Raw genomic sequence first — 19357 nt, forward strand, 5'->3', positions numbered from 1 at the left:
GTTCGATGACGCCAGTGACTGACAACTACGTCGATGGAGAGTGGTGCAGCGCCGAGCACAGTGAGACGTTCTCGGTCACCAATCCCGCAACGGGAGCGGTGGTCGGTGAGTACCAATCATCAACCGAGAATGACGTTGAACGGGCGATAGAAGCGGCAGTGAGCGCACAGGACACATGGGCAATGACGCCGGGGCCACAGCGTGGAGAAATTCTCCGACGTACTGCGGGTAAGCTTGACGCGCGCGCAGAGGAGCTTACCGAACTACTGGTGACAGAAGAGGGAAAGACGTGGTCTGAGGCTGCCGGTGAAGTTGGCCGGGCGGTGGACATCTTTTATTACTACGCCGAGAAGGCACGCGATCTGGGTGGCCAGGTGAAAAGTTCCTCGGCCGAAGAGACGCAGCTGTACACCGTCTCGGAGCCACTCGGCGTGGCGGCAATTATCACGCCATGGAATTATCCGATCGCCATTCCGGCCTGGAAACTCGCGCCGGCGCTCGCGAGTGGCAACACCGTCGTGTTCAAACCGGCATCCGGGGCTCCCGGCGTCGGAACGGCCATCGTGGAGTGTCTCGAGGCGGCTGGACTCCCCGAGGGCGTCTGTAACTGCACCACCGGGTCGGGAAGCGTGGTGGTTTCGCCGTTGCTCGACCACGAAGATGTGGACAGCGTCTCCTTTACCGGTTCGACGAGCGTTGGGACGCACGTTGCCCAGACGGCCGCCGATGATCTAAAGCGAGTACAGTGTGAGATGGGGGGGAAGAATCCGACGGTCGTCATGCCCAGTGCGGACCTCACAATGGCTGCCGAAATCGTGGCAAGTGGTGGCTTTGGAACGACCGGCCAGTCGTGTACCGCCACCTCGCGGGCGATCGTCCACACCGACGTTGTCGATGCGTTCACCGACGAACTCGTCGAACAGGCAACATCGTACGCGGTTGGCCCGGGCATCGACGATCCGGATATGGGACCACAGGTCTCAAAAGAAGAACTCGACTCGACGCTTTCGGCGATTGCGGACGGAACGAGCGAGGGCGCAACGCTCGAAACGGGCGGGAAACAACTCGAAGGCGATCAGTACGACGACGGCCACTTCGTCGCGCCGACGGTGTTCTCCGGGGTGGAACCGTCAATGTCGATCGCCCGCGATGAGATCTTCGGCCCAGTGGTCAGCGTCATCGAAACAGCGTCGTTCGATGCAGCCATCGAGCTAGCAAACGACTCCCGGTATGGCCTCGCTGCAAGCATCGTCACCGACGACCACACCGAAGCGACCCGATTTATCAACGAGGTCGAAGCCGGTGTCGTGAAGGTCAACGAGAAAACAACCGGCCTGGAGCTGCACGTTCCGTTCGGTGGAATGAAAGATTCCTCTACGAACACGTATCGCGAACAGGGTGACGCTGGCCTCGAATTCTTCACGACGACGAAAACAGTGTACGACGCGTACTAACCATCTGTGGGCGGCCCATCCCATCGGTGACCACCGTCCTGGGGGTCGTAGCCGATGACCTCGCGGGCATGGTCAATATCTAACCAGCGCCCGGCGTTGTCGCTCACGCCGTAGAACACGTCGAACGAGACGGTCTCATCACGCAAACAGCAATCCACCTGGTGGGCAAAGTCACGACGGGACTGCCACAGCGCCTTCATTCTGGCCACTGCACGCTGATACTGGTCCGAATCCCGGTCGAATTCACCGCTGTCGACACCGTGTTCTGCGTCACCGTACGGATGGTCGTACTGCGTACCGTTGACTGTCCCAACCCGGAGCGAGTAGAACCGCCGGGGATACTCGTGACACTCGGTGTAGTAGCGCCCGAGAGCCTCACCGAAGCATTTTGTCGCTCCATAGAACGAATCCGGGCGGACTGGATCGGTGTGATCGACGGTGAGATCGTGACTCGGAGCATACACGGCTGGTGCGTGCTCTAGTTCGTACATTCCCACGGCATGGTTCGAGGAGATAAACACGAATCGTTCGTGTTCACCACGACGAGCCGCCTCAAGCGCATTGTACATGCCGATGATGTTGGGTTCGAGGACGGTTTCAAAGTCACCATCGGTGTATGGGTACGCTGCCATATGCACCATCGCGTCGTGGCCGCTGGCGGCCCCAATCAGCGTGTCCCTGTCGGCCACGTCGGCCACGATCGTGTCGTAGCCACCGTACGGATGGTCTGTCGGCCGATCGGACCGATTGAGATACGTCCAGTCGTAGGCATCCTCAAGATGGTCGATCAGGGCTGTACCACACCGACCGTACGCACCAGTCAGTAACACGTCCATACGGAATGATTTCCATAGGAGCTATTAAATTGATGGGGAGATGGGGGAGCCGGTCGTCAGTCGAACTCGCTGACCCCCGTGGACGAGAATTTGGTGTTGAGTTCGATGACGTTCGCCGCCCGCTGGACGTGGTCGGCAAACTCTCCGTGAATCCGGTCGTCGGTGAACCGACTCGATGGCCCGGTGATCGAGATCGCACCGAGAACGGTCTCCTCGTGTCGGACGGGTGCCGAGACACAACGCAACCCCTGAATGTTTTCCTCGTCGTCGACGCCGTACCCCTGCGATTCGATCCGGTCGAGTTCGGAGTGGAGTTCCGCAGGCTCAGTAATCGTGTTCGGCGTGTTGGCTTCGTAGTCGGCGTTCGAGACGATCGACGCCGTTCGGTCTGTGGGCATGAACGCGAGAATCGTTTTCCCGAGCGACGTGGAGTACATGGGTTGTTGGATGCCCACACGAGAGCGGGTTTCCACCGCCTGATCGCCCGCTGCCTTGTAGAGATAGCTCACCATGCCGTGCTCTTCGATTCCGAACTGAACGATTTCGCCCGTGGTCTCGGCCAGCTCGTCAACCTCCTTTGTGATTACGTCATAGTTTCCCACCTGCTCTCTGACACGGTTGGCAATATCGAGCACGCGGAGGCTCAACCGGTAGCCCTCTGGCTCTTGCACCAGATAGTTGCGCTCAGTCAGCGTCTGTAAATGGCTGTAGATCGTGCTCTTTGAGTGTCCAAGTTCGTTTGCAAGCTCCGTTACCCCAACGTGTTTTCGCTCCTGCAACACCTCGATGATGTTGAACGCGATCGTTACCGAACGAATCGTCCGTCCGGAATATCCATCTTCGGACACCGTCATTGTTTTCCACATGTTTTCCACCTATATAATTCTGTTCCCGCTTGGCGAAAGGTCGACGACCCAGCCCCCAGTTCGCGTTTTGGGCTCGACCGAACAGTAGCCAGCACACGGCGTGTTCTCATCTGGAAATCACACCGAATTCCCGCGTCAATTTCGTATCGTGTGGCGAGTTACGTTCGGGTAGCGGGAACGAACCGGCTTCCAGTACTGTGTGTACACTGCGGTGTCGCCGCCGTTCGCCAGCAGCAGCACCCCCTATTTACAGCTGTACTTCTGTAATTGTTCGTGAGTAGGGAATGAAGACTGGTGAACAATCTCAAACAGTTCGCAAAATAATCAGTCAAGTATATTATTATATAAAATATCTTCAATTATTTTTTAATAGTATACTGAATTAGTAGCATCACGGTGTCAATGTATGACACAAAATAGGCGCACATTTCTTCGTGCGTTAACAGCGGGGAGTATCGCGACGGGACTGTTCAGTGGAATCAGTGCGGGGGCGACACCCATATCCGTTTCGGGCGGGGGCACCGATATCTGGAACCAGGCCGACGCATTTCATTACTACTACACGGAGCTCACCGGTGATTTCGACGTGAGCGTACACACGGACACCGTCCCGGATACTGATAGCTGGGCAAAGGCCGGGCTGATGGTTCGCCAGACGTTGAACGCAGACGCTGAAAACGCCATGGTCCGTCGGCGACCGAACGGAGAAGTGTCCTTCCAGTGGCGGGGAGACGACGGTAACGACACGGTGAGTACCACCTCGGATGGCGGGAGCGATGAATCTGACGTTCCCAACGGATACATCAGCGCCGACTGGCTACGGTTGACCCGGAGCGGTGATACGATCACGGCGTACGGATCGACCGACGGAAACGGCTGGACACGGATCAGTTCGATCGAACCGAGCACGATCGACTTCGCCGAGGACGCCTACGTCGGACTTGCGGTGACGAGTCACAACGAGGGGACGCTCTGTTCGGTTCCGTTCGACAGTCTTTCCGGGGTGACGCCGACGGCGAATCGTGACATCGGCGACGTTTCGATTGCGGGAAGTGTCTCTGGTGGTGGCGGAACCGACCGAGATCCAATCGTTTCGACGGGTGCAGTCACCGACGTGGGGAGCAGTTCGTTGCACGTTACGGGGAGTCTCGACGATCTCGGCGATGCAGCCTCGGCGACAGTGGGCTTTGAGTATCGATCACCGGGCAACAACTGGTCGCAGACCACAACCGAGACACTGGGATCAACCGGATCGTTTTCTCGATCGATCGACGGGCTCGCTTCATCAACCACCTATGAGATTCGGGCAATTGCATCGGCAAGCGACGGCGACATCGCAACCGGGACCACAGTGACCACGGAGACAACCGACGGCGGTGGGGGCTCCCAGCCCGGCGGTGCCATGTTCGATCCCGAGGATGGATTCGCCACGACCGACTGGTTCGACGACTCGGTAACCGTCCACCGAGTAACCGAAGCGACGGTGAGCGCGGTCCGATCAGCGTTCGAGGCGAGTGGCCCACGGCTGGTCGTCTTCGAAACCAGCGGCGTGATCGATCTCGAGACGAATGATCTCGAGATCACGAATCCGTACTGTTGGGTCGCCGGACAGACTGCGCCGTCACCCGGAATCACGTTCATCAACGGAATGATCCAGGTCGCGGCCGACAACTGCGTCGTCCAGCATCTCCGCATTTTCCGGGGTGAAGACGGGGGCGCTGCCGAGGGAGCCGATCCGATGAACAACGCCGACGAAACGTCGAACGTGATCTTCGATCACTGTACGGCGTTCTGGGGGCGCGACGAAAATCTCTCGGTTGGCTACGACAGCACGAATACGACGATCACCAACTCGTTGATCGCTGAAGGGCTGGACGAACCCGAAGAGAATTCGAACGGCTCGCTCGTTGGCAATGGTGCCTCAAACGTCGCAATTCTCGGATCGGTGTATGCGGCCAACAACGACCGGAATCCGCGACTGAAAGACAATACCCAGAGCGTGATCGCCAACTCGCTGGTGTATTACTTCGATAAGGCAATCATGATCTCTGATGGTGCCCAGGCGTCAGTGGTCAACAACCAGTATCTGGGCCGATTCGACTGGTCCGACGCTGTCATCAAGGGAGATGGAAGCGTCTACATCGAGAACAACGACGTTGCCGACCCACCACAGAACGGTCGGACGTTCTGCAGCACCAGCCAGCTTAACAGTGTGCCGCTCTGGCCATCGGGGCTCTCGGTGATGAACACAAACGAGGTCGAGAATCACAATCTGGCCTACGCTGGCGCACGACCCGCGGATCGTATCAGTCACGAACAACGCGTAATCGACGATATCGCCGCGCGCGCACACGAAACGAACGTTTCCGACCCGGACAATGCACCAGGAATTCCAGGTACCGAAGACGAGGTCGGCGGCTATCCCGATCACAGCAGCTCGACGCATTCGTTGTTTGTTCCGGAGAGTGATCTGCGCGGCTGGATCGACGCGTGGGCGCTTGCTGTCGAAGAGCCCAACACGAATCCGCCGTGAGGCTCACTCCCGATCCGATGGCTCCTCTATGACGACAACCCGGAGATCGTTCACGTTGGTGTTCGTCTGCCCGGTGTAGATGCGAGCATCCGCCTGATCGAGAAACGTGCCGGCGTCGTTCGCATCAAGAGCGGACTGCGCTGCGTTCTGTGGCATGGCCGTTTCTGTCGTCGTGATTGCACCGGCCGCCTCGACACCATCGATTCCGTCGGTGTCGACGCTGGCAACGGTTATTTCGGGGGCGTCAGTTTCTATGGCCGCGCTGAGAGCGAACTCCTGGTTCGGACCGCCTTCGCCGTTGCCCGTGACGGTGACCGTCGTCTCACCCCCGGAAAGCAAGATGGCCGGCGGTTCGACCGGCTGTCCTGTGTACAGACACTGTTTGGCTATTGCCACGATCGTTTTGGCCGCTTCGCGAGCCTCACCGCGAACGTGACCACTCAACACCAGTGGCGTGTACCCGGCCTCGCGTGCGGTTGTTGTGGCTGCCTCGAGTGCCGTCGTGCTGTCCGCTACGACGTGCTGTGTGACCTGCTCGAAGGCCGGATCGTCGCTAGCAGGCGTTTCGGGGAGCGCCCCGTCGACACCGGATTCGAGATGGACGATGACAGAGGAAGGGACGGAAACGTCGAATCGGTCTAGTACTTCCAGGGCGTCGGAGTACGTCGATTCGTCAGGGGTGCACACACCGCTTGCGATCACGTCTAGCCGATCGTCGACCACATCGCTGAACACCAGTCCGACGGTCGTGGCTGGCGTACAGGCCCTGGCGAGCTGGCCGCCTTTGATCGCAGAGCAATGCTTTCGAACCGCGTTGATCGCCTCGATCGGCGCACCGCTTTCGAGCAGTGCACTCGTCGTCGATTGTAGCGCATCCAACGTGATCTCTCCTGCCGGTGCCCCTAGCAATGCACTCCCGCCACCGGTGACGATCGCTACCACGAGATCCGACGCCGTGGCCTCCTCGGCAAGACGCAGTACAGACCGCGTGTTCTCGACTCCTCGCTCGGATGGAATGGGATGATCGCCAGCCTTCACCCTGATTTGATCACACGCCACTGCTTTATCCGTTACCACGACGCCGTCGTCGATTCGATTGCCAAGCAGCGACTCGAGCGCGCTGGCCGCGATGCCAGCCGCGTTGCCACCGCCAACAACGAGTAGTCGTTCGTACGCGTCGAGATCGTACCGGTCCGCGCCGATCGTGAGCGTCGTGCCCTCAAGCGCAAGTTTCGAATCGATCACCGCTGTGGGGTCCGCTGCGTTGATTCCCGCCTCGATGCAGTCGAGAGCGACTTCGTGTCTGGGGGCGAGCGCCGTGCGATTGTTGATCATGCCTCCAGCCATGGACCACGTCACCATAGCTGTCCCGGAACCAACCAATACCTCGGGGAACCGTGGGGAAAAATTTCCGTGTGGTGTGGTCTCGAATTCGAAGGAGTGGGCGTATTTGGTTCTATAGGGTTGACACACGCAAACGAAAGTTTTGGGTCAAAAATACAATTATTAATCTTAATTCAGCCACCAATGAGAGGCTGTGCGTTCGGTCGTAGGACAACTCGTGATTCACATTATTCGGACCGCTACCGGCCAGAACTAGACCATTCTGACCCAATCCATCATTAAAAGACCAGTTTTCAGAACCATACAGCTGATCGCCATAATACACCGATGAATCGGTGATTTATAGACATAGCTTCCGTTATAGCTGCTTCCATGAGCTGGAATTGTAGACAGCCCTATCGATTCATATACGGGAGAGATGCCCAATGATTATATAAAAAATTGTATTTTTGGACCTGTCCAGGGGATGTCCACCGCCAGCCAGTTCAGTAATCTTCTATCGACAAATCAATCGTATTCGAACGCAACCACCACAGCAGATTTGTTTGTATTGAAGAATGTCAAGTGATTCTAGCAACAATACTTAACCGTCTTGGGTGGCCATTGCTACCAATGGACGACGTATTCGTTGGCAGTCTCATGTCATCACCAGTACATACTGCTCAGCCAGACAGTTCGTTACAGACCGCCGCAAATCAGATGCTCGCTCACTCCATTAGCTCGGTGATCGTTGTCGATGACGACGGTCACCTCGAAGGGATACTGACGACGACGGATTTCATCGAGCGATTCGCGGTGGGCTCGACTGATCCATCCGCACCCGTTTCCGACGCGATGAGTACCGAAGTAATCACAACGACGGTTCATGAGCCAATCCAGGATGTGGCTGAGCTGATGGTCGAGGAGGGATTCCATCACGTACCAGTGCTTGACGACGAGTCGGTGGTTGGCGTGATCACCACGATTGATCTCGCGGTATTTCTCTCCGGAAAATCGTCGGTGAGCTCGCCAGAGCTGATGAATACGTTCTCGTTCTAGGGACTCGATTCGATCTCTTCGGAGACCGTGAGCACGGGAACTGCCACCGAACGAATGGTTCTTGCAACCACGCTACCGATAGCTCCCCGTTTGAGACCACTGAGCCCTCGTGTTCCCATCACGAGACAGTCAGCATCGATCTCTCTCGTATGAGATTCGATCTCGGCTTCAGGAATGCCCACTTTCATCGTTTCTGTCAGCACGACGCCGTGTGTGTCAGCAATTGACTGTGCGTGATCGAGTACAGTTCTACCCTCGCGTTCGAGCCGGCGTCTGTACGTTTTCCAGCTCCGATTCGGCGGTGGATGTGTCGTGTATGCCAGTTCGTTGATGACGTACAGCGCGTGAACCGTCGCATCGAGTTTCTCGGCAAGCGCAGCTGCCGTTCTAACGCCCGCTTGAGCACTCTCGCTACCATCAGTTGCCACCAGAATCGTCTCGTAATCGATTGATCGAACCGACTGTGGAGTCAGTTCCAGCGGCGGTCCGCTCCGAGTGATGACTGGACTCGTGGTCTCTCGGATGAGTTGAAGCGCCACGCTTCCCAGCACGTACTGGATGAGGGCACCACGGCCACGGCTGCCGAGAACGAGACAGTCGATAGACACATCGTCCGCGTACTCGAGCAGTTGCTCTCCTGGCGGTCCATCAAGCGCAGTTTCGACCGTTTTCACACCAATCTCCTCAGCTACTGATACGAGGCGGTCAATCGCTTTGTGACTGGCTGACCGTTGCGCACGAAGCGTTCCCGCACCAACTGGCAGCCGATCGCGAAGCCCAGTATCGACAACCGACACGATGTGGGCCGTCGCACCCAGCCGGTGAGAAAGCCAAAGCCCGTGAACGCAAGCCCCCTCACTCGTCTCGCTGCCGTCGGTCGCCAGTAACACCGACTCGTACATATATCGGTTCGTTTCGACAGCAATAGCCATAAATTCGAGGTCAATAAAAAATTGCTAACAAAAGGTTTAGACTGCTCAGCGTGGAACCGACGAACCATGTCGTGGCTGACGTTGATTATCGCAGGCCTGTTCGAGATCGGCTGGGCGATTGGTCTCGAGTACTCAGAAGGATTCACACGGCCGATCCCAACCGCTGGCACCGTTATTGCGTTGGTTATCAGCATGCTGTTGCTAGCATCTGCTGTCAGAACGCTCCCGATCGGTACGGCATACGCGGTCTGGACCGGAATCGGAGCCGTCGGTACTGCGCTGTTGGGAATCGTCCTCTTCGACGAACCGGCATCCGCCACTCGTATCTTTTTCATCGGCGTCATCATTGCCGGAATCGTCGGCCTCGATCTCTCATCAGCAAGTCAGTAATCAACAACCCAGTGGAACATGCGTGAGTATTTGTCTACGGACCGACTAGTGTTCGCTATCTATGGCGGTATTCGAGGTATTTCAGGACAAACGATCGGAATGGCGGTGGCGGCTCGTCGCATCGAACGGCAACATCATTGCAGACAGCGGCGAGGGCTACCGATCCAAACAGGGTGTGCTCCGCGGGATCGAGAGCGTGAAAAACAACGCCCCAGACGCCGACGTTCACGTCGAGTAGCCACATAGGCACTCGCTTGCAGCCATCTCCTCCCGTATCGACCGAATTCTGGGCCGTAACGTCTGCTACGTTGTAATTTCACATCGAGCCGGGAAAATCGGTATCCTCGTAGTAGAGGCCCTGACAGATCCGATAATGACGAGTAGAGCGTAATCTTGTGGATTATAGGTGCGCCAGCCGTCCCCCCAAACAGCGATATGCACGAAATCAGTGACGGACCCTTCGGTGCACCGATGACAGACGACGACGCCAATCTGGAGGATTGGCTATGAGCAACAGTTCACTCCGTGCACTCGGTCTCGCGGTTGCGCTCACCATTCCGTGGGTAGTGCTGTGGCTCTGTTCGGAGTTGCTCCCAATGCTGGGACTGCACGCTCCAGTGACGTTGCACGAGCTTGGACCGTCTGCTGTGGTGGCCGTGAGCGGCCTTGCAGTCCTCGGTGGTGCGTTTTTGCTCGCCTGGGCGGCAGAAACGGCAGAAAAAGACGTTCCACGGGCGTTTGCCATCGCAGTGCTCGCCATTCTGGCCGTTGCCCCGGAGTACGCTGTCGATGCCCTGTACGCCTGGAACGCCGGCATCTACGAGGGAACACAGCGAGGAATTGAGGCCGGTAATCTGGCAGTTGCGAACATGACCGGGGCAAATCGAATTCTCATCGGCATTGGCTGGGCCGGAATTGCGCTGTTCACCGTGTTACGAGCCGGTGCAGCGTCCGATCCGGCCGTTCAGTCACGGTCTGGGTGGCTCCGGGATTCGATCTCGATTGATACGGACATCAGCCTCGATGTCGTGTTTTTGTTTGGTGCGACCGTCTGGGCGTTTTTCGTGCCGTTCAACGGCGGGATCGATGCGCTGGACATGCTCATTCTCGTTGGTATCTATGTCATCTACATCCTCGTGGTGTTGCGCGGCGATGTCGAGTCTGAAGAGGCCCACGTTGGCGTTCCGGCGTATCTGCAGTCATTCCCCAAACCAAAGCGAATCGGCGCTGTCATCACCCTGTTTGTCTATGCGGGCGCACTGATCTTCACGGCGGTAGAGCCGTTCGCACACGGGCTCGAAACGATCGGGACCGGCATCGGCGTCCCATCGTTTTTCATGATTCAGTGGATTGCACCACTCGCATCGGAGTCACCAGAACTGATCGTGGTGCTCTATCTGGTGAACAAGGCGCGATCCACGGCCGGATTCAACGCGCTCATATCCTCGAAACTCAACCAGTGGACACTGCTGATTGGGACGCTCGTGGTTGTCCACTCGCTCGCACTGGGTGAGTACGGCGTTCTCGCATTCGACGCCAAGCAGGCGGCCGAAATCTGGCTCACCGCCGCACAGTCGTACTTCGCACTTGCGATCCTCATCAACTTCCAGATTAGCATCAGGGAGGCAATCGGACTGCTGGTGCTGTTCGTCTCACAGGTGGTGCTCGAATACGCGCTCATACAAAATCTGATCGCGCTCCCGGTGAACAGCCACGATCTGTTGCTCGTGTTCACGGGAATCTATCTCGTTATCGGCACCGTCCTGCTGGTGATGCGTCGACACGCGTTCGTTGAGTTGCTCCAGCGGACCACGGCGACCGTCACCGCGGCGTTCAGTCTCCAAAGCGAGACGGCAGTCGCTGCCGAGGAACGCTGAGCAGGCCCGCACTTATAATACACCAGTATATTTCACAGAAAGAAATATAATGGTGCTGTTCTGAACAGTTCTATGCAACGGCGGGCGGTGTTACGCTGGACAGTTGGGCTCACCGGCGTTGGATTGACGGGCTGTCTCGGATCGGTTTCCGACGGTGGAGAATCGTACGGCGATTTTTTTGCGGATGTTGATAATTACGACGGCGAAATCGACCGGACGAACACCGACCGCCCCGTCGTTCGCGTCGGCACGAAAGCCAACGGCGGCTATTTTGGGTTCGATCCGCCGGCCATCGTCGTCACACCGGAGACGACCGTGGTCTGGGAGTGGACAGGAAAGGGCGGTCGGCACAATGTAGTCGCGCGATCGGAAGCGTTTTCCAGCAAATTCGCCACGGAAACGGGCTTTACCTACGAACGTTCGATCTCCGCAACTGGAGTGTATCCGTACTACTGCAAACCACACCGCTCGGTCGGGATGAAGGGCGGCGTGCGGGTTGAAACGGCCTGAAGCGCACTGAAATCACAGTACCAATAGAAAGACAAATAACAATGATGAATCATAAAATAGTACCATGACAGGCGATGAGGCCCCGCCCCAGCTCAGTCGTCGTGAGCTTTTGCGTGCAACCACCGCAGCAGGCGTCGTTGGAACCGGCGTCGCCATGGGGCGGTTAGGGGACAAAAACGACCACGACACCCCAGCGAAGCTGGCTGATCGAGCCGAACCGCGTGAGTATGAGGAGTTTGCGGTCCACCGCGTGCCTGAGGCGTATGAAACGATCCAGGACGCTGTTGAGGCGGCGTCGCCAAGGGATCTCGTGTTGGTGGGACCGGGACGATACCACGAGGAGGTGACGGTGAGTGAGACGGAGAAGCTGACGATCCGTGGAACGGACCGCAACGAGGTCGTGCTTGACGGCGAGGGAACACGTCACAACGGAATCACCGCAACGGCCGACGGGGTGGTAATCGAGAACCTGACGGCGATGAACTACACCTACAATGGCGTCTATTGGACGGGGGTCAATGGCTACCGGGGGAGCTATTTGACGGCCGCAAACAACGGCGAGTACGGCGTCTACGCGTTCGATTCTGTCAATGGGCTGTTCGAGCATTCCTATGCGGCTGGACATCCGGATTCGGGGTTTTACATCGGTCAGTGCAATCCCTGTCATGCCCGCATCGAGCAGGTCACCGCCGAGCGCAATGGGCTTGGATACTCCGGAACGAATGCCGGTGGCGACCTCGTGATCCGCAATTCCGTCTGGAAACGGAACATGGGCGGTATCGTCCCCAACACGCTCGATTCAGAAAAGTTGGCGCCACAGGCCGCCACGCGAATCGAGAACAACGAAGTCCGATCGAACAACAACCAGGATGCTCCAGCAAAGGCATTCGCTTATGCAGCCTACGGAACCGGCATCGGTATCGCAGGCGGCCATGACAACGAGGTCCTCAACAATAACGTCTCGAACCACGCGAACTACGGGATCGCCGCTATCCCGATGGTTGATTCATCGATCTGGCAGCCGGCCGGAAATCTGATCGAGAGAAATCACGTACAAGAATCGGGACGCGCAGATCTCGCGCTTGGAAGTCCGAATGACGGTGGAAACCGATTCAAGAACAATTCGGTCAGTTCGAGCCGGCCGAGCTGGCTCCACAGCGACGGCATGCTGGCGAGCGTTTTTGGCTCCACTGGCGATCCGTGGGTGACGCTCTCGCAGGGGCTGTTGTATCTCCAGACCGAGCTTGGTGAGTTTCCACACGGCGACTGGCTCGGTGGACCCGACCCACCCGAACAGCCGTCGATGGACGACCCCGAACGACCGCCACGTGAGGCTGTTGGACCACGGGGAGACCAATGAGCGACGATTCTACGCCCGCCGGGATCACTGCTCGTCTTCGATCGCATATACACAGCCGGACAGCCATTACCGACCACGGCTACTCGACGATGCTACTTGCCATCTTTCTTGGCCTGCTTGTTGGGGCGTACTGTTCGTGGACCGTCGCCGATTTTTCCGTTCGGTGGCCTGCATTTGGTATCGTCGGTCTCATCGGAATCATCAGATGTTACACACAGCCAACCAGAATGGCAGTGGTAACCACCGGCCTCTATCAGCTGTCGGCCGCGATCGCCATCACACCGCTGGTGCTCGCTGGGGGAGGCCTCTATGGGGCCTACACGCAGGGAGTTGCCAACCCGTGGCCGACCGTGCTCTCTGAAGCCATCCTTCTGGTCGTCATCGTCTTCGGAGTGATTGCAACACTCATTGCCGGCGTCGCCTCCTTTTTGGACCATCGATACGGACCAGTGGAGACGAAGTAGCGATTTCTCCTAGTCGAGGAGGCACAGTCATTATGGAAATTTATTAACATGAATGGCTGTCGTTACCAACAATGAACCCGTTACGTACGACGAGACCCATGGGATCTACGAACCAGCGGTCGACCACCCACGTCACGGTCGATTACGACACGATTCGTCCGCTTTCTCAGGACAGCAGAATATTCGATGCGGTCTACACGATCAACCGCCACGCAAAGCGCTTCGACCGCAACGCCGAAGAAGCCTACCACGACGGCGACGGACTGACTGCACGATTACAGTCGGTGAGAAAGACCGCGCTGTATCGGGTGAAAACGATCGCCATCCATCGGCTTGTCAAGGCGGCGCCACAGTCCACTCGGATCACGTGTCACGAGCTGAACGGAAGCCGTGAGATGTACTGCTTCGACTTTCAGGCAGGCTATTCGTTCCACCAGCCGACGGCCGCAATCGACGATGCGTTGCTAGAAGACGCCGGAATTGCTGATGAAACGGTCGAGCCGATTTCGTTCAAACGAACCACTAATACGACCGACTGTCCACAGGAGCTAGCCGTTGCGCTACAGCGGCTCTATGAGTGTGGAATTGACGCGAACGAACAACTCGACACCGAATCGGTGCTTGACTGGGACGAAAAAATTCGTCACTCGACGGCATTCGACTGCCTCGAGACGGCGTGAGCGCTGCCATCGGCTGACAGTTCTATTATAGTAGATACATTCCACAGACATGAATAAACACCGCTCGTGAGTCGGTCGAACCGAGCGCTAGGCGGTGTCAAATTCGATGATATCGTTCGTGATTCGAATGGTGAGTGCAGATTTCACCTCCGTCCACTCGAACGTATCCTCGACGCCAGCATCCGTACTAACCAGGAGCAGGAGGTCGTCGTTTCTTGGGACCGTTCTGGTGATTTCGGTGCCGTCGTCGCCGGTCAGTTCGATCGAGGTTTTAAAAAGGATATCCGCTTTGGTCAGCTGTTCGACGGTCAGTGTAACAGATCTTGGTGAGGGGCTTTCATTTTCGATACTGAGGGTGATCTCTCCTTGATTCGTCTCTAGACAACCCGAAAGCCCACATACGAAGAGGGTACCGCCCGTCACGAACGTCCGTCGTGTCAGATCCATACTAGAGAAATCGCCCCCAATTACAAATACATTGGTGGCAATCAACAGTGATGTTTCACGGACGAATCTGGAGACCTGTTTTGAACTGTCAAATAAATCACTAGATCACTTACGATCCGCCCGAACGCAAGCGTGGTTGGAGGACGACCACATACACCTGCACGAGAAAGAGCGCGGTAAACACGATGGTAAGCACCTCCTTGTACGCGGTAGGCACGCCGCCAATTCCAGCGCGCCGCTGTGGAATCCATCCGATGGTCGCCCAGATGTAGTAGACGATCACGCCAGTTATGACAGATATAGAGAATATCGAAACGAACAGCGTGAGGGCCATTCGGATGCCGTAGTATTTTCGATAGATGTTGTCGATCTGCGGAACGACGAGATCACCGAAAATGAACGAAATGACCCCGCCAAACGGAATACCGGCGTTCCACAGAATAACCGCGAACGGAACGTTGCCGATCGAACAGAGAAACGTAAAGATTGCGAGCGTCGTGCCGAAAAAACAGCCCAGGACGACCCACGCGACGGAGCCTTGCGGGGCAAGCATGAACAGGCCTTCCCAGACCGTGTGTGGAACGAACGTCGCGACGATACCGGCAAGGAAAAACCCGAGAATCACGTCACTAGCGACCATCGACCAGTCCTTTATCGTCTTCCGGAATGCGGTTTTCCAGCCAGCAACCGACCGGAGGTCGTGAGATGCGGGTCCCCTTGCGTGGTGCTGGCCGTGTGTAGTTGCCTCAGAACGTTCGTGTTTGTTGACATCCCCATCAACCCCAGCGTTCATCGAACTGGTATCAGATGCGCGTCGGTGTACAAACTGGGGGAGTGCCCGACCCAGCCGAACGAGCAACGAGAACAACGTGTCCATCTGCATGCCGCCGGGTGACCGCTTGGCGTTCTCGCGTGCCACATCAAACCACGATTCGGGAATGAGATACCGGGTAACCAGCGCGAGCAATGCGATGAGAATGAATCCACCGAGAAAATTCGCAACGACGAAATGGAAACCAAGCAAGAAATACAGCACGAGTCCGAGTTCGATGACGAGATTCGTGCTGGCAAACTGAAATCCTGCGAGCGAGGCCTCCGGCGACGCTCCCTTGCTGAACAACGATCTGGACGTCGCAACCGCCGCAAACGAGCAACTTGAGGAGAGAAAGCCAAATCCAGCGCCGAAGAAGGTCTCTTTGACTCCTCGCCCACCGAGAAACTCGCTCATCTGTGACTCGGTGACGAACGTCTGGACCCCACCAGAGATCGTAAAACCGAGAACGAGCGCCCACCAGATTTCATAAAACATCTCGGCCGAAAATTGAAGCGAATCGATGAGTCCCTGTATGAGTGGTGGCATAGATGATCGTGGGGGGCTAGATCGGTGCGGTAACTTCCGCTTGGCCTGCACTATGCATGCAGTTTTCACCGCAGTGTCACACAGATGGTCGAGGACCCACCTTAGGATTGGCTACGATCAAAGGGAGATTGGAGGCTATCTGGTGTACCGATTGGTCACGACAACGGTCACGACAACGGCCAGCCCCAAGAAAAACCCGTAGCTAACCCAAAGCGTCGTGAATCCACCCCCCACCCCGTCGATCACCGCGACTGCAGTGGTGACCGTGCCAACTACCATAACATTCGTGCCGGTCGCACGCGTGAGTGCCCGCCTGTCGGTAACGTCATCGGGATCGAACACGCCGACAGACAGCACTCGTTCATCATATCGCATCCGATACCCGAGAACGAGACAGAACACTCCACACGATCCAAACAGTACGAACTGTAAGGCACTGAAAACAGATACCATGGTCAATGGCAGCAATCGACCGTTTTCACGGAAGATCCTCCGACTCCGAGGATTCCCAGGCGGTCACCTGTCGCTGTAACACGGTCATCGCGTGGAACCACGAGCTCTCGCGTCTGTCTTTCTCGTAGGTAACGTACGTCTCGAGTACGTCATCGATAACGGATCGCGGGATAGACGTGGGGGGCTGTGACGCAAGCGCGGGGGACAACTTTGCGTTCTCGTTCGCGCCACTGTCCTCAGCGGACCCAGCCGCTGGATCATCATGGACCGATTCGTTCGCCGACTCAGTTCGTGACGGTGAATCGCCGTTCTCGGAAAATACAGTGGTACCCAGATCGGCCATCACTACACGATCGAGTTCGAATCCATGGGGAACGAACAGCGGTGCTCGATCGTCGGGCACGTCGATCAACGCATCCAAGGTTGCATCCAGGGGACGACCATAGTCGGGACGGTCCCACTCAGTTCGATACGCGTCGAACAGTTCGGTGTCGATCCGTTCGGCAAGAAGCTCGCACAGCTGATTGGCGAACGCTGTGGCGGCTGACAGGCCAGTGGGTTCGGGGTCGACCACCTCAGACAGCGACGACGACACTATTTCTAGATCCGAAAACAGCCAGTAACATTCCATTGCAGGCACCCGTCGGTCGGACCAGGATTCTGTCTCGTGTGCTTTTTTGTCAGTCCGATAGGCCCCATTCTCTGAGACGATTGTCTCATCGTCGGAGGCGTCTACCGCATGGTCTGGCTCGTGGGTCTCATTGCCGGTCTCGGGAGACGCACTGTCTGACTCGTGGGGCTCACTGTCGAATTCGACATATGTGAGTGTGTTTTGTGCCGCAGCCGACAGCGCATCGTCTATCCTACTTTCAGGGGCAAGTGACCGACCCGCACCGTCGAGGGGGACGAACACGGCGGCCTCCTCAGGCGTGCATTCTTCGTGTCTACATCCACCATCAGCTGTGTCGGTGCGCGTCGTGTGCGCCACGAGCCGGTCGTATCGGACGAATGGGTCACCACACCACCGACAGAGCGGTGTGAAGGCGGATGGAGTCACGGCCGTCGTTGTCCGGGGCTGGACCACCGTATCCGTTCCCGATTCAACGACAGCCACTGTCGACAGATCCAGTGAAGACGGAACGGTCCCGTCGGATCCGTGATCTGCATCCGATTTGCGACGAACGTGTGCGAGGAGTTCGAGCGAGGAACAGTGTTCCTCACAGAACGGACAGCGAACGACGGGTTCGTCGTAGTACGGAGCCACCGCGGTCGATTCAGCCTGTGGACTAGGTGTCTCAGCGGCCGGCGTTCTCTCGTTTGCAACAGACGATCCATCGCTCGGCGAGTCATCACCCGAAGTGTCCACAACTCGCTGGACATCGACAGCCTGGAGTCCACCGTCCATACTATCGATTTCAAACGACACCGTCTCGCCAGCGGATAACGACTGCTCATCGATCACGGCAGGCGTCAGATACACCGACTCATCGAGTTCGTTCAACGTAACGAAGCCATACGAATACTCTTCGTCGATGAACTCGATCTGTCCCTCGAAACGATCGGTATCCTGGTCGGTGAGCGCCGGATTCGGATCGGTCGAAAAGTCCGTGTTCGTCGTGTACTTCGTGGTGAGCCCCCCGCCGTTCGTTCGATGGGCTGCGCTCGTTTTTTGGGACTGTCCGTTCGATTTGTTCGACGTGTCAGATCGTTCAGGTTCCAGAAACGATTTTATTTTCTCATACTCTGATGGATCGGTTTGATCGAGGGGCTCAGTCCCATCGAACACCTCCGCAAGCAGCGTGGTTTGTTCGTCGTCGTTCGTATACACATGGTCGTGTTCCCAGAGTGGCGTGAGCACGCTCCAGTCCACCGTCGAACCGTCCGTATATCCAAGCGACGACAACAGATCGCCCGCCTCTTCAGACAGATGGAGGGTCACAGACGTACCATCGACGGTGCTTCGTAAATACATACTGCTACCATCAGTATACTCGTGGACGACCGGCATACATTCTTATGGATAAGAAAATGATATAATAGTTTCGCATTTTAAATACTCTATTGTGTAATCATAATAGAACGATCGTTACTGAGTCACTATCGAGGGGGCGATTTTTCGCGTCACTGTACAATAATTGAAAAATTTCGACCGTATCATTATTATGGCCTGTGTGAGAGTGTTGTCGTCCAACCGCATGCAATAGGTAATCAAGAGATACAATCATAGTATGGGCACCCAAAACGGGACACGTGAAATAGACGATGCCAAAAAACATCGTGCTCACAGGGCCGCCCCAGGTGGGAAAAACGACCGTGCTGCAACGTGTTGGGGACCGACTCGCAGAGATTGGCCACGAGGTCGGTGGTGTGTACTGTCCCGAATGTCAGGTCAACGGCGAGCGGATCGGAATTGATCTCGTTGACGCGATGTCCGGCGATTTCCGGACGCTAGCACACATCAACCGCGAAGCTGGCCCGAAAATAGGTGACTACCGCGTGGACGTAGCAGCCGTCGAAGAAATGTATGAGGCCGCTTTCGAGCGCGGGCTCGCAGACGCCGACTGCATCATTCTCGATGAGATCGCACCGATGCAACTCGAATGTGCGTCCTTTCCTGGGGCAGTCAGATCCGTCCTCAACGATTCGATTCCCGTGCTGGCTTCTATCGCCGCAGCACCAACTGATGGGGTTATCGGTGAGATAAAGCGCCGCGACGACTGTGAGATGATTCGCATGACGGAAGCGGAACGCGACCGGCTGCCGATCGATCTGGCCGCAGATCTGGCCGTACTGATCGAAGGCCACTGACCGCC

At 56.8% G+C, this 19357-nt stretch carries 19 protein-coding genes; 11 read left to right on the forward strand and 8 right to left on the reverse strand.

Features of this window, described 5'->3' with window-relative positions; all coding sequences use genetic code 11:
• The first annotated feature begins 5 nt into the window (after positions 1-5).
• Positions 6-1454: a 2,5-dioxovalerate dehydrogenase gene (gene xacF, locus JXQ78_RS16060; RefSeq protein ID WP_330633534.1), complete on the forward strand. Its 1449-nt coding sequence runs from the start codon at positions 6-8 to the stop codon at positions 1452-1454.
• On the opposite strand, the gene JXQ78_RS16065 is transcribed toward xacF, so the two are convergent.
• Together JXQ78_RS16065 and JXQ78_RS16070 are read right to left on the reverse strand one after the other, a co-directional pair.
• Positions 1451-2290 (reverse strand): NAD-dependent epimerase/dehydratase family protein, encoded by an 840-nt coding sequence (locus JXQ78_RS16065; RefSeq protein ID WP_330633535.1) that lies wholly within the window; start codon positions 2288-2290, stop codon positions 1451-1453. The genes xacF and JXQ78_RS16065 overlap by 4 nt on opposite strands.
• A gap of 56 nt (positions 2291-2346) precedes the next feature.
• Positions 2347-3144: an IclR family transcriptional regulator gene (locus JXQ78_RS16070; RefSeq protein ID WP_330633536.1), complete on the reverse strand. Its 798-nt coding sequence runs from the start codon at positions 3142-3144 to the stop codon at positions 2347-2349.
• 418 nt (positions 3145-3562) lie between these two features.
• Between JXQ78_RS16070 and JXQ78_RS16075 the strand changes: the two genes are divergently transcribed.
• A complete protein-coding gene (locus tag JXQ78_RS16075; protein ID WP_330633537.1) occupies positions 3563-5689 on the forward strand; it encodes a hypothetical protein in 2127 nt (708 codons plus the stop codon).
• 3 nt (positions 5690-5692) lie between these two features.
• Here the strand turns inward: JXQ78_RS16075 and JXQ78_RS16080 are convergent, their stop codons facing one another.
• Entirely contained in the window at positions 5693-7024 is a 1332-nt protein-coding gene (locus JXQ78_RS16080) for a glycerate kinase type-2 family protein (protein WP_330633538.1), read from the reverse strand.
• Positions 7025-7645: 621 nt separating this feature from the next.
• Between JXQ78_RS16080 and JXQ78_RS16085 the strand changes: the two genes are divergently transcribed.
• Positions 7646-8071 (forward strand): CBS domain-containing protein, encoded by a 426-nt coding sequence (locus JXQ78_RS16085; RefSeq protein ID WP_330633539.1) that lies wholly within the window; start codon positions 7646-7648, stop codon positions 8069-8071.
• Here JXQ78_RS16085 and JXQ78_RS16090 read toward each other — a convergent pair.
• Positions 8068-9003: a universal stress protein gene (locus tag JXQ78_RS16090; protein WP_330633540.1), complete on the reverse strand. Its 936-nt coding sequence runs from the start codon at positions 9001-9003 to the stop codon at positions 8068-8070. The genes JXQ78_RS16085 and JXQ78_RS16090 overlap by 4 nt on opposite strands.
• Positions 9004-9069: 66 nt before the next feature.
• Here JXQ78_RS16090 and sugE point away from each other — a divergent pair, with 66 nt between their 5' ends.
• From sugE to JXQ78_RS16125, 7 genes are all read left to right on the forward strand, one after another.
• Positions 9070-9393, forward strand: coding sequence for a quaternary ammonium compound efflux SMR transporter SugE (sugE, locus tag JXQ78_RS16095; RefSeq protein WP_330633541.1), 324 nt, complete (start codon positions 9070-9072; stop codon positions 9391-9393).
• Between the two features lie 61 nt (positions 9394-9454).
• Positions 9455-9631, forward strand: a complete 177-nt coding sequence (locus tag JXQ78_RS16100; protein WP_330633542.1) for an HVO_2922 family protein — start codon at positions 9455-9457, stop codon at positions 9629-9631.
• A 268-nt stretch (positions 9632-9899) separates the two neighbouring features.
• Entirely contained in the window at positions 9900-11270 is a 1371-nt protein-coding gene (locus tag JXQ78_RS16105; RefSeq protein WP_330633543.1) for a sodium:calcium antiporter, read from the forward strand.
• Positions 11271-11342: 72 nt separating this feature from the next.
• Entirely contained in the window at positions 11343-11780 is a 438-nt protein-coding gene (locus JXQ78_RS16110; RefSeq protein ID WP_330633544.1) for a halocyanin domain-containing protein, read from the forward strand.
• Between the two features lie 64 nt (positions 11781-11844).
• Positions 11845-13140, forward strand: coding sequence for a right-handed parallel beta-helix repeat-containing protein (locus JXQ78_RS16115; RefSeq protein WP_330633545.1), 1296 nt, complete (start codon positions 11845-11847; stop codon positions 13138-13140).
• A complete protein-coding gene (locus tag JXQ78_RS16120; protein ID WP_330632857.1) occupies positions 13137-13604 on the forward strand; it encodes a hypothetical protein in 468 nt (155 codons plus the stop codon). Before JXQ78_RS16115 ends, JXQ78_RS16120 begins: the two co-directional genes overlap by 4 nt.
• A gap of 98 nt (positions 13605-13702) precedes the next feature.
• Positions 13703-14284, forward strand: a complete 582-nt coding sequence (locus JXQ78_RS16125) for a hypothetical protein (RefSeq protein WP_330632858.1) — start codon at positions 13703-13705, stop codon at positions 14282-14284.
• A gap of 87 nt (positions 14285-14371) precedes the next feature.
• On the opposite strand, the gene JXQ78_RS16130 is transcribed toward JXQ78_RS16125, so the two are convergent.
• From JXQ78_RS16130 to JXQ78_RS16145, 4 genes are all read right to left on the reverse strand, one after another.
• Positions 14372-14731, reverse strand: a complete 360-nt coding sequence (locus JXQ78_RS16130; RefSeq protein ID WP_330632859.1) for a hypothetical protein — start codon at positions 14729-14731, stop codon at positions 14372-14374.
• Between the two features lie 109 nt (positions 14732-14840).
• Entirely contained in the window at positions 14841-16091 is a 1251-nt protein-coding gene (locus JXQ78_RS16135; RefSeq protein WP_330632860.1) for a permease, read from the reverse strand.
• Positions 16092-16226: 135 nt separating this feature from the next.
• Positions 16227-16544 carry a hypothetical protein gene (locus tag JXQ78_RS16140; RefSeq protein ID WP_330632861.1) on the reverse strand — a complete coding sequence of 106 codons (318 nt, stop codon included), beginning with the start codon at positions 16542-16544 and terminating at the stop codon, positions 16227-16229.
• A gap of 25 nt (positions 16545-16569) precedes the next feature.
• Positions 16570-18552: a cold-shock protein gene (locus tag JXQ78_RS16145; protein ID WP_330632862.1), complete on the reverse strand. Its 1983-nt coding sequence runs from the start codon at positions 18550-18552 to the stop codon at positions 16570-16572.
• 254 nt (positions 18553-18806) lie between these two features.
• Here JXQ78_RS16145 and JXQ78_RS16150 point away from each other — a divergent pair, with 254 nt between their 5' ends.
• Complete coding sequence (locus JXQ78_RS16150) at positions 18807-19352, forward strand: nucleoside-triphosphatase (RefSeq protein ID WP_330632863.1); 546 nt, start codon at positions 18807-18809, stop codon at positions 19350-19352.
• Positions 19353-19357: the final 5 nt, after the last annotated feature.

This window comes from Halocatena halophila, assembly GCA_027563145.1.
Classification (GTDB): domain Archaea; phylum Halobacteriota; class Halobacteria; order Halobacteriales; family Haloarculaceae; genus Halocatena; species Halocatena halophila.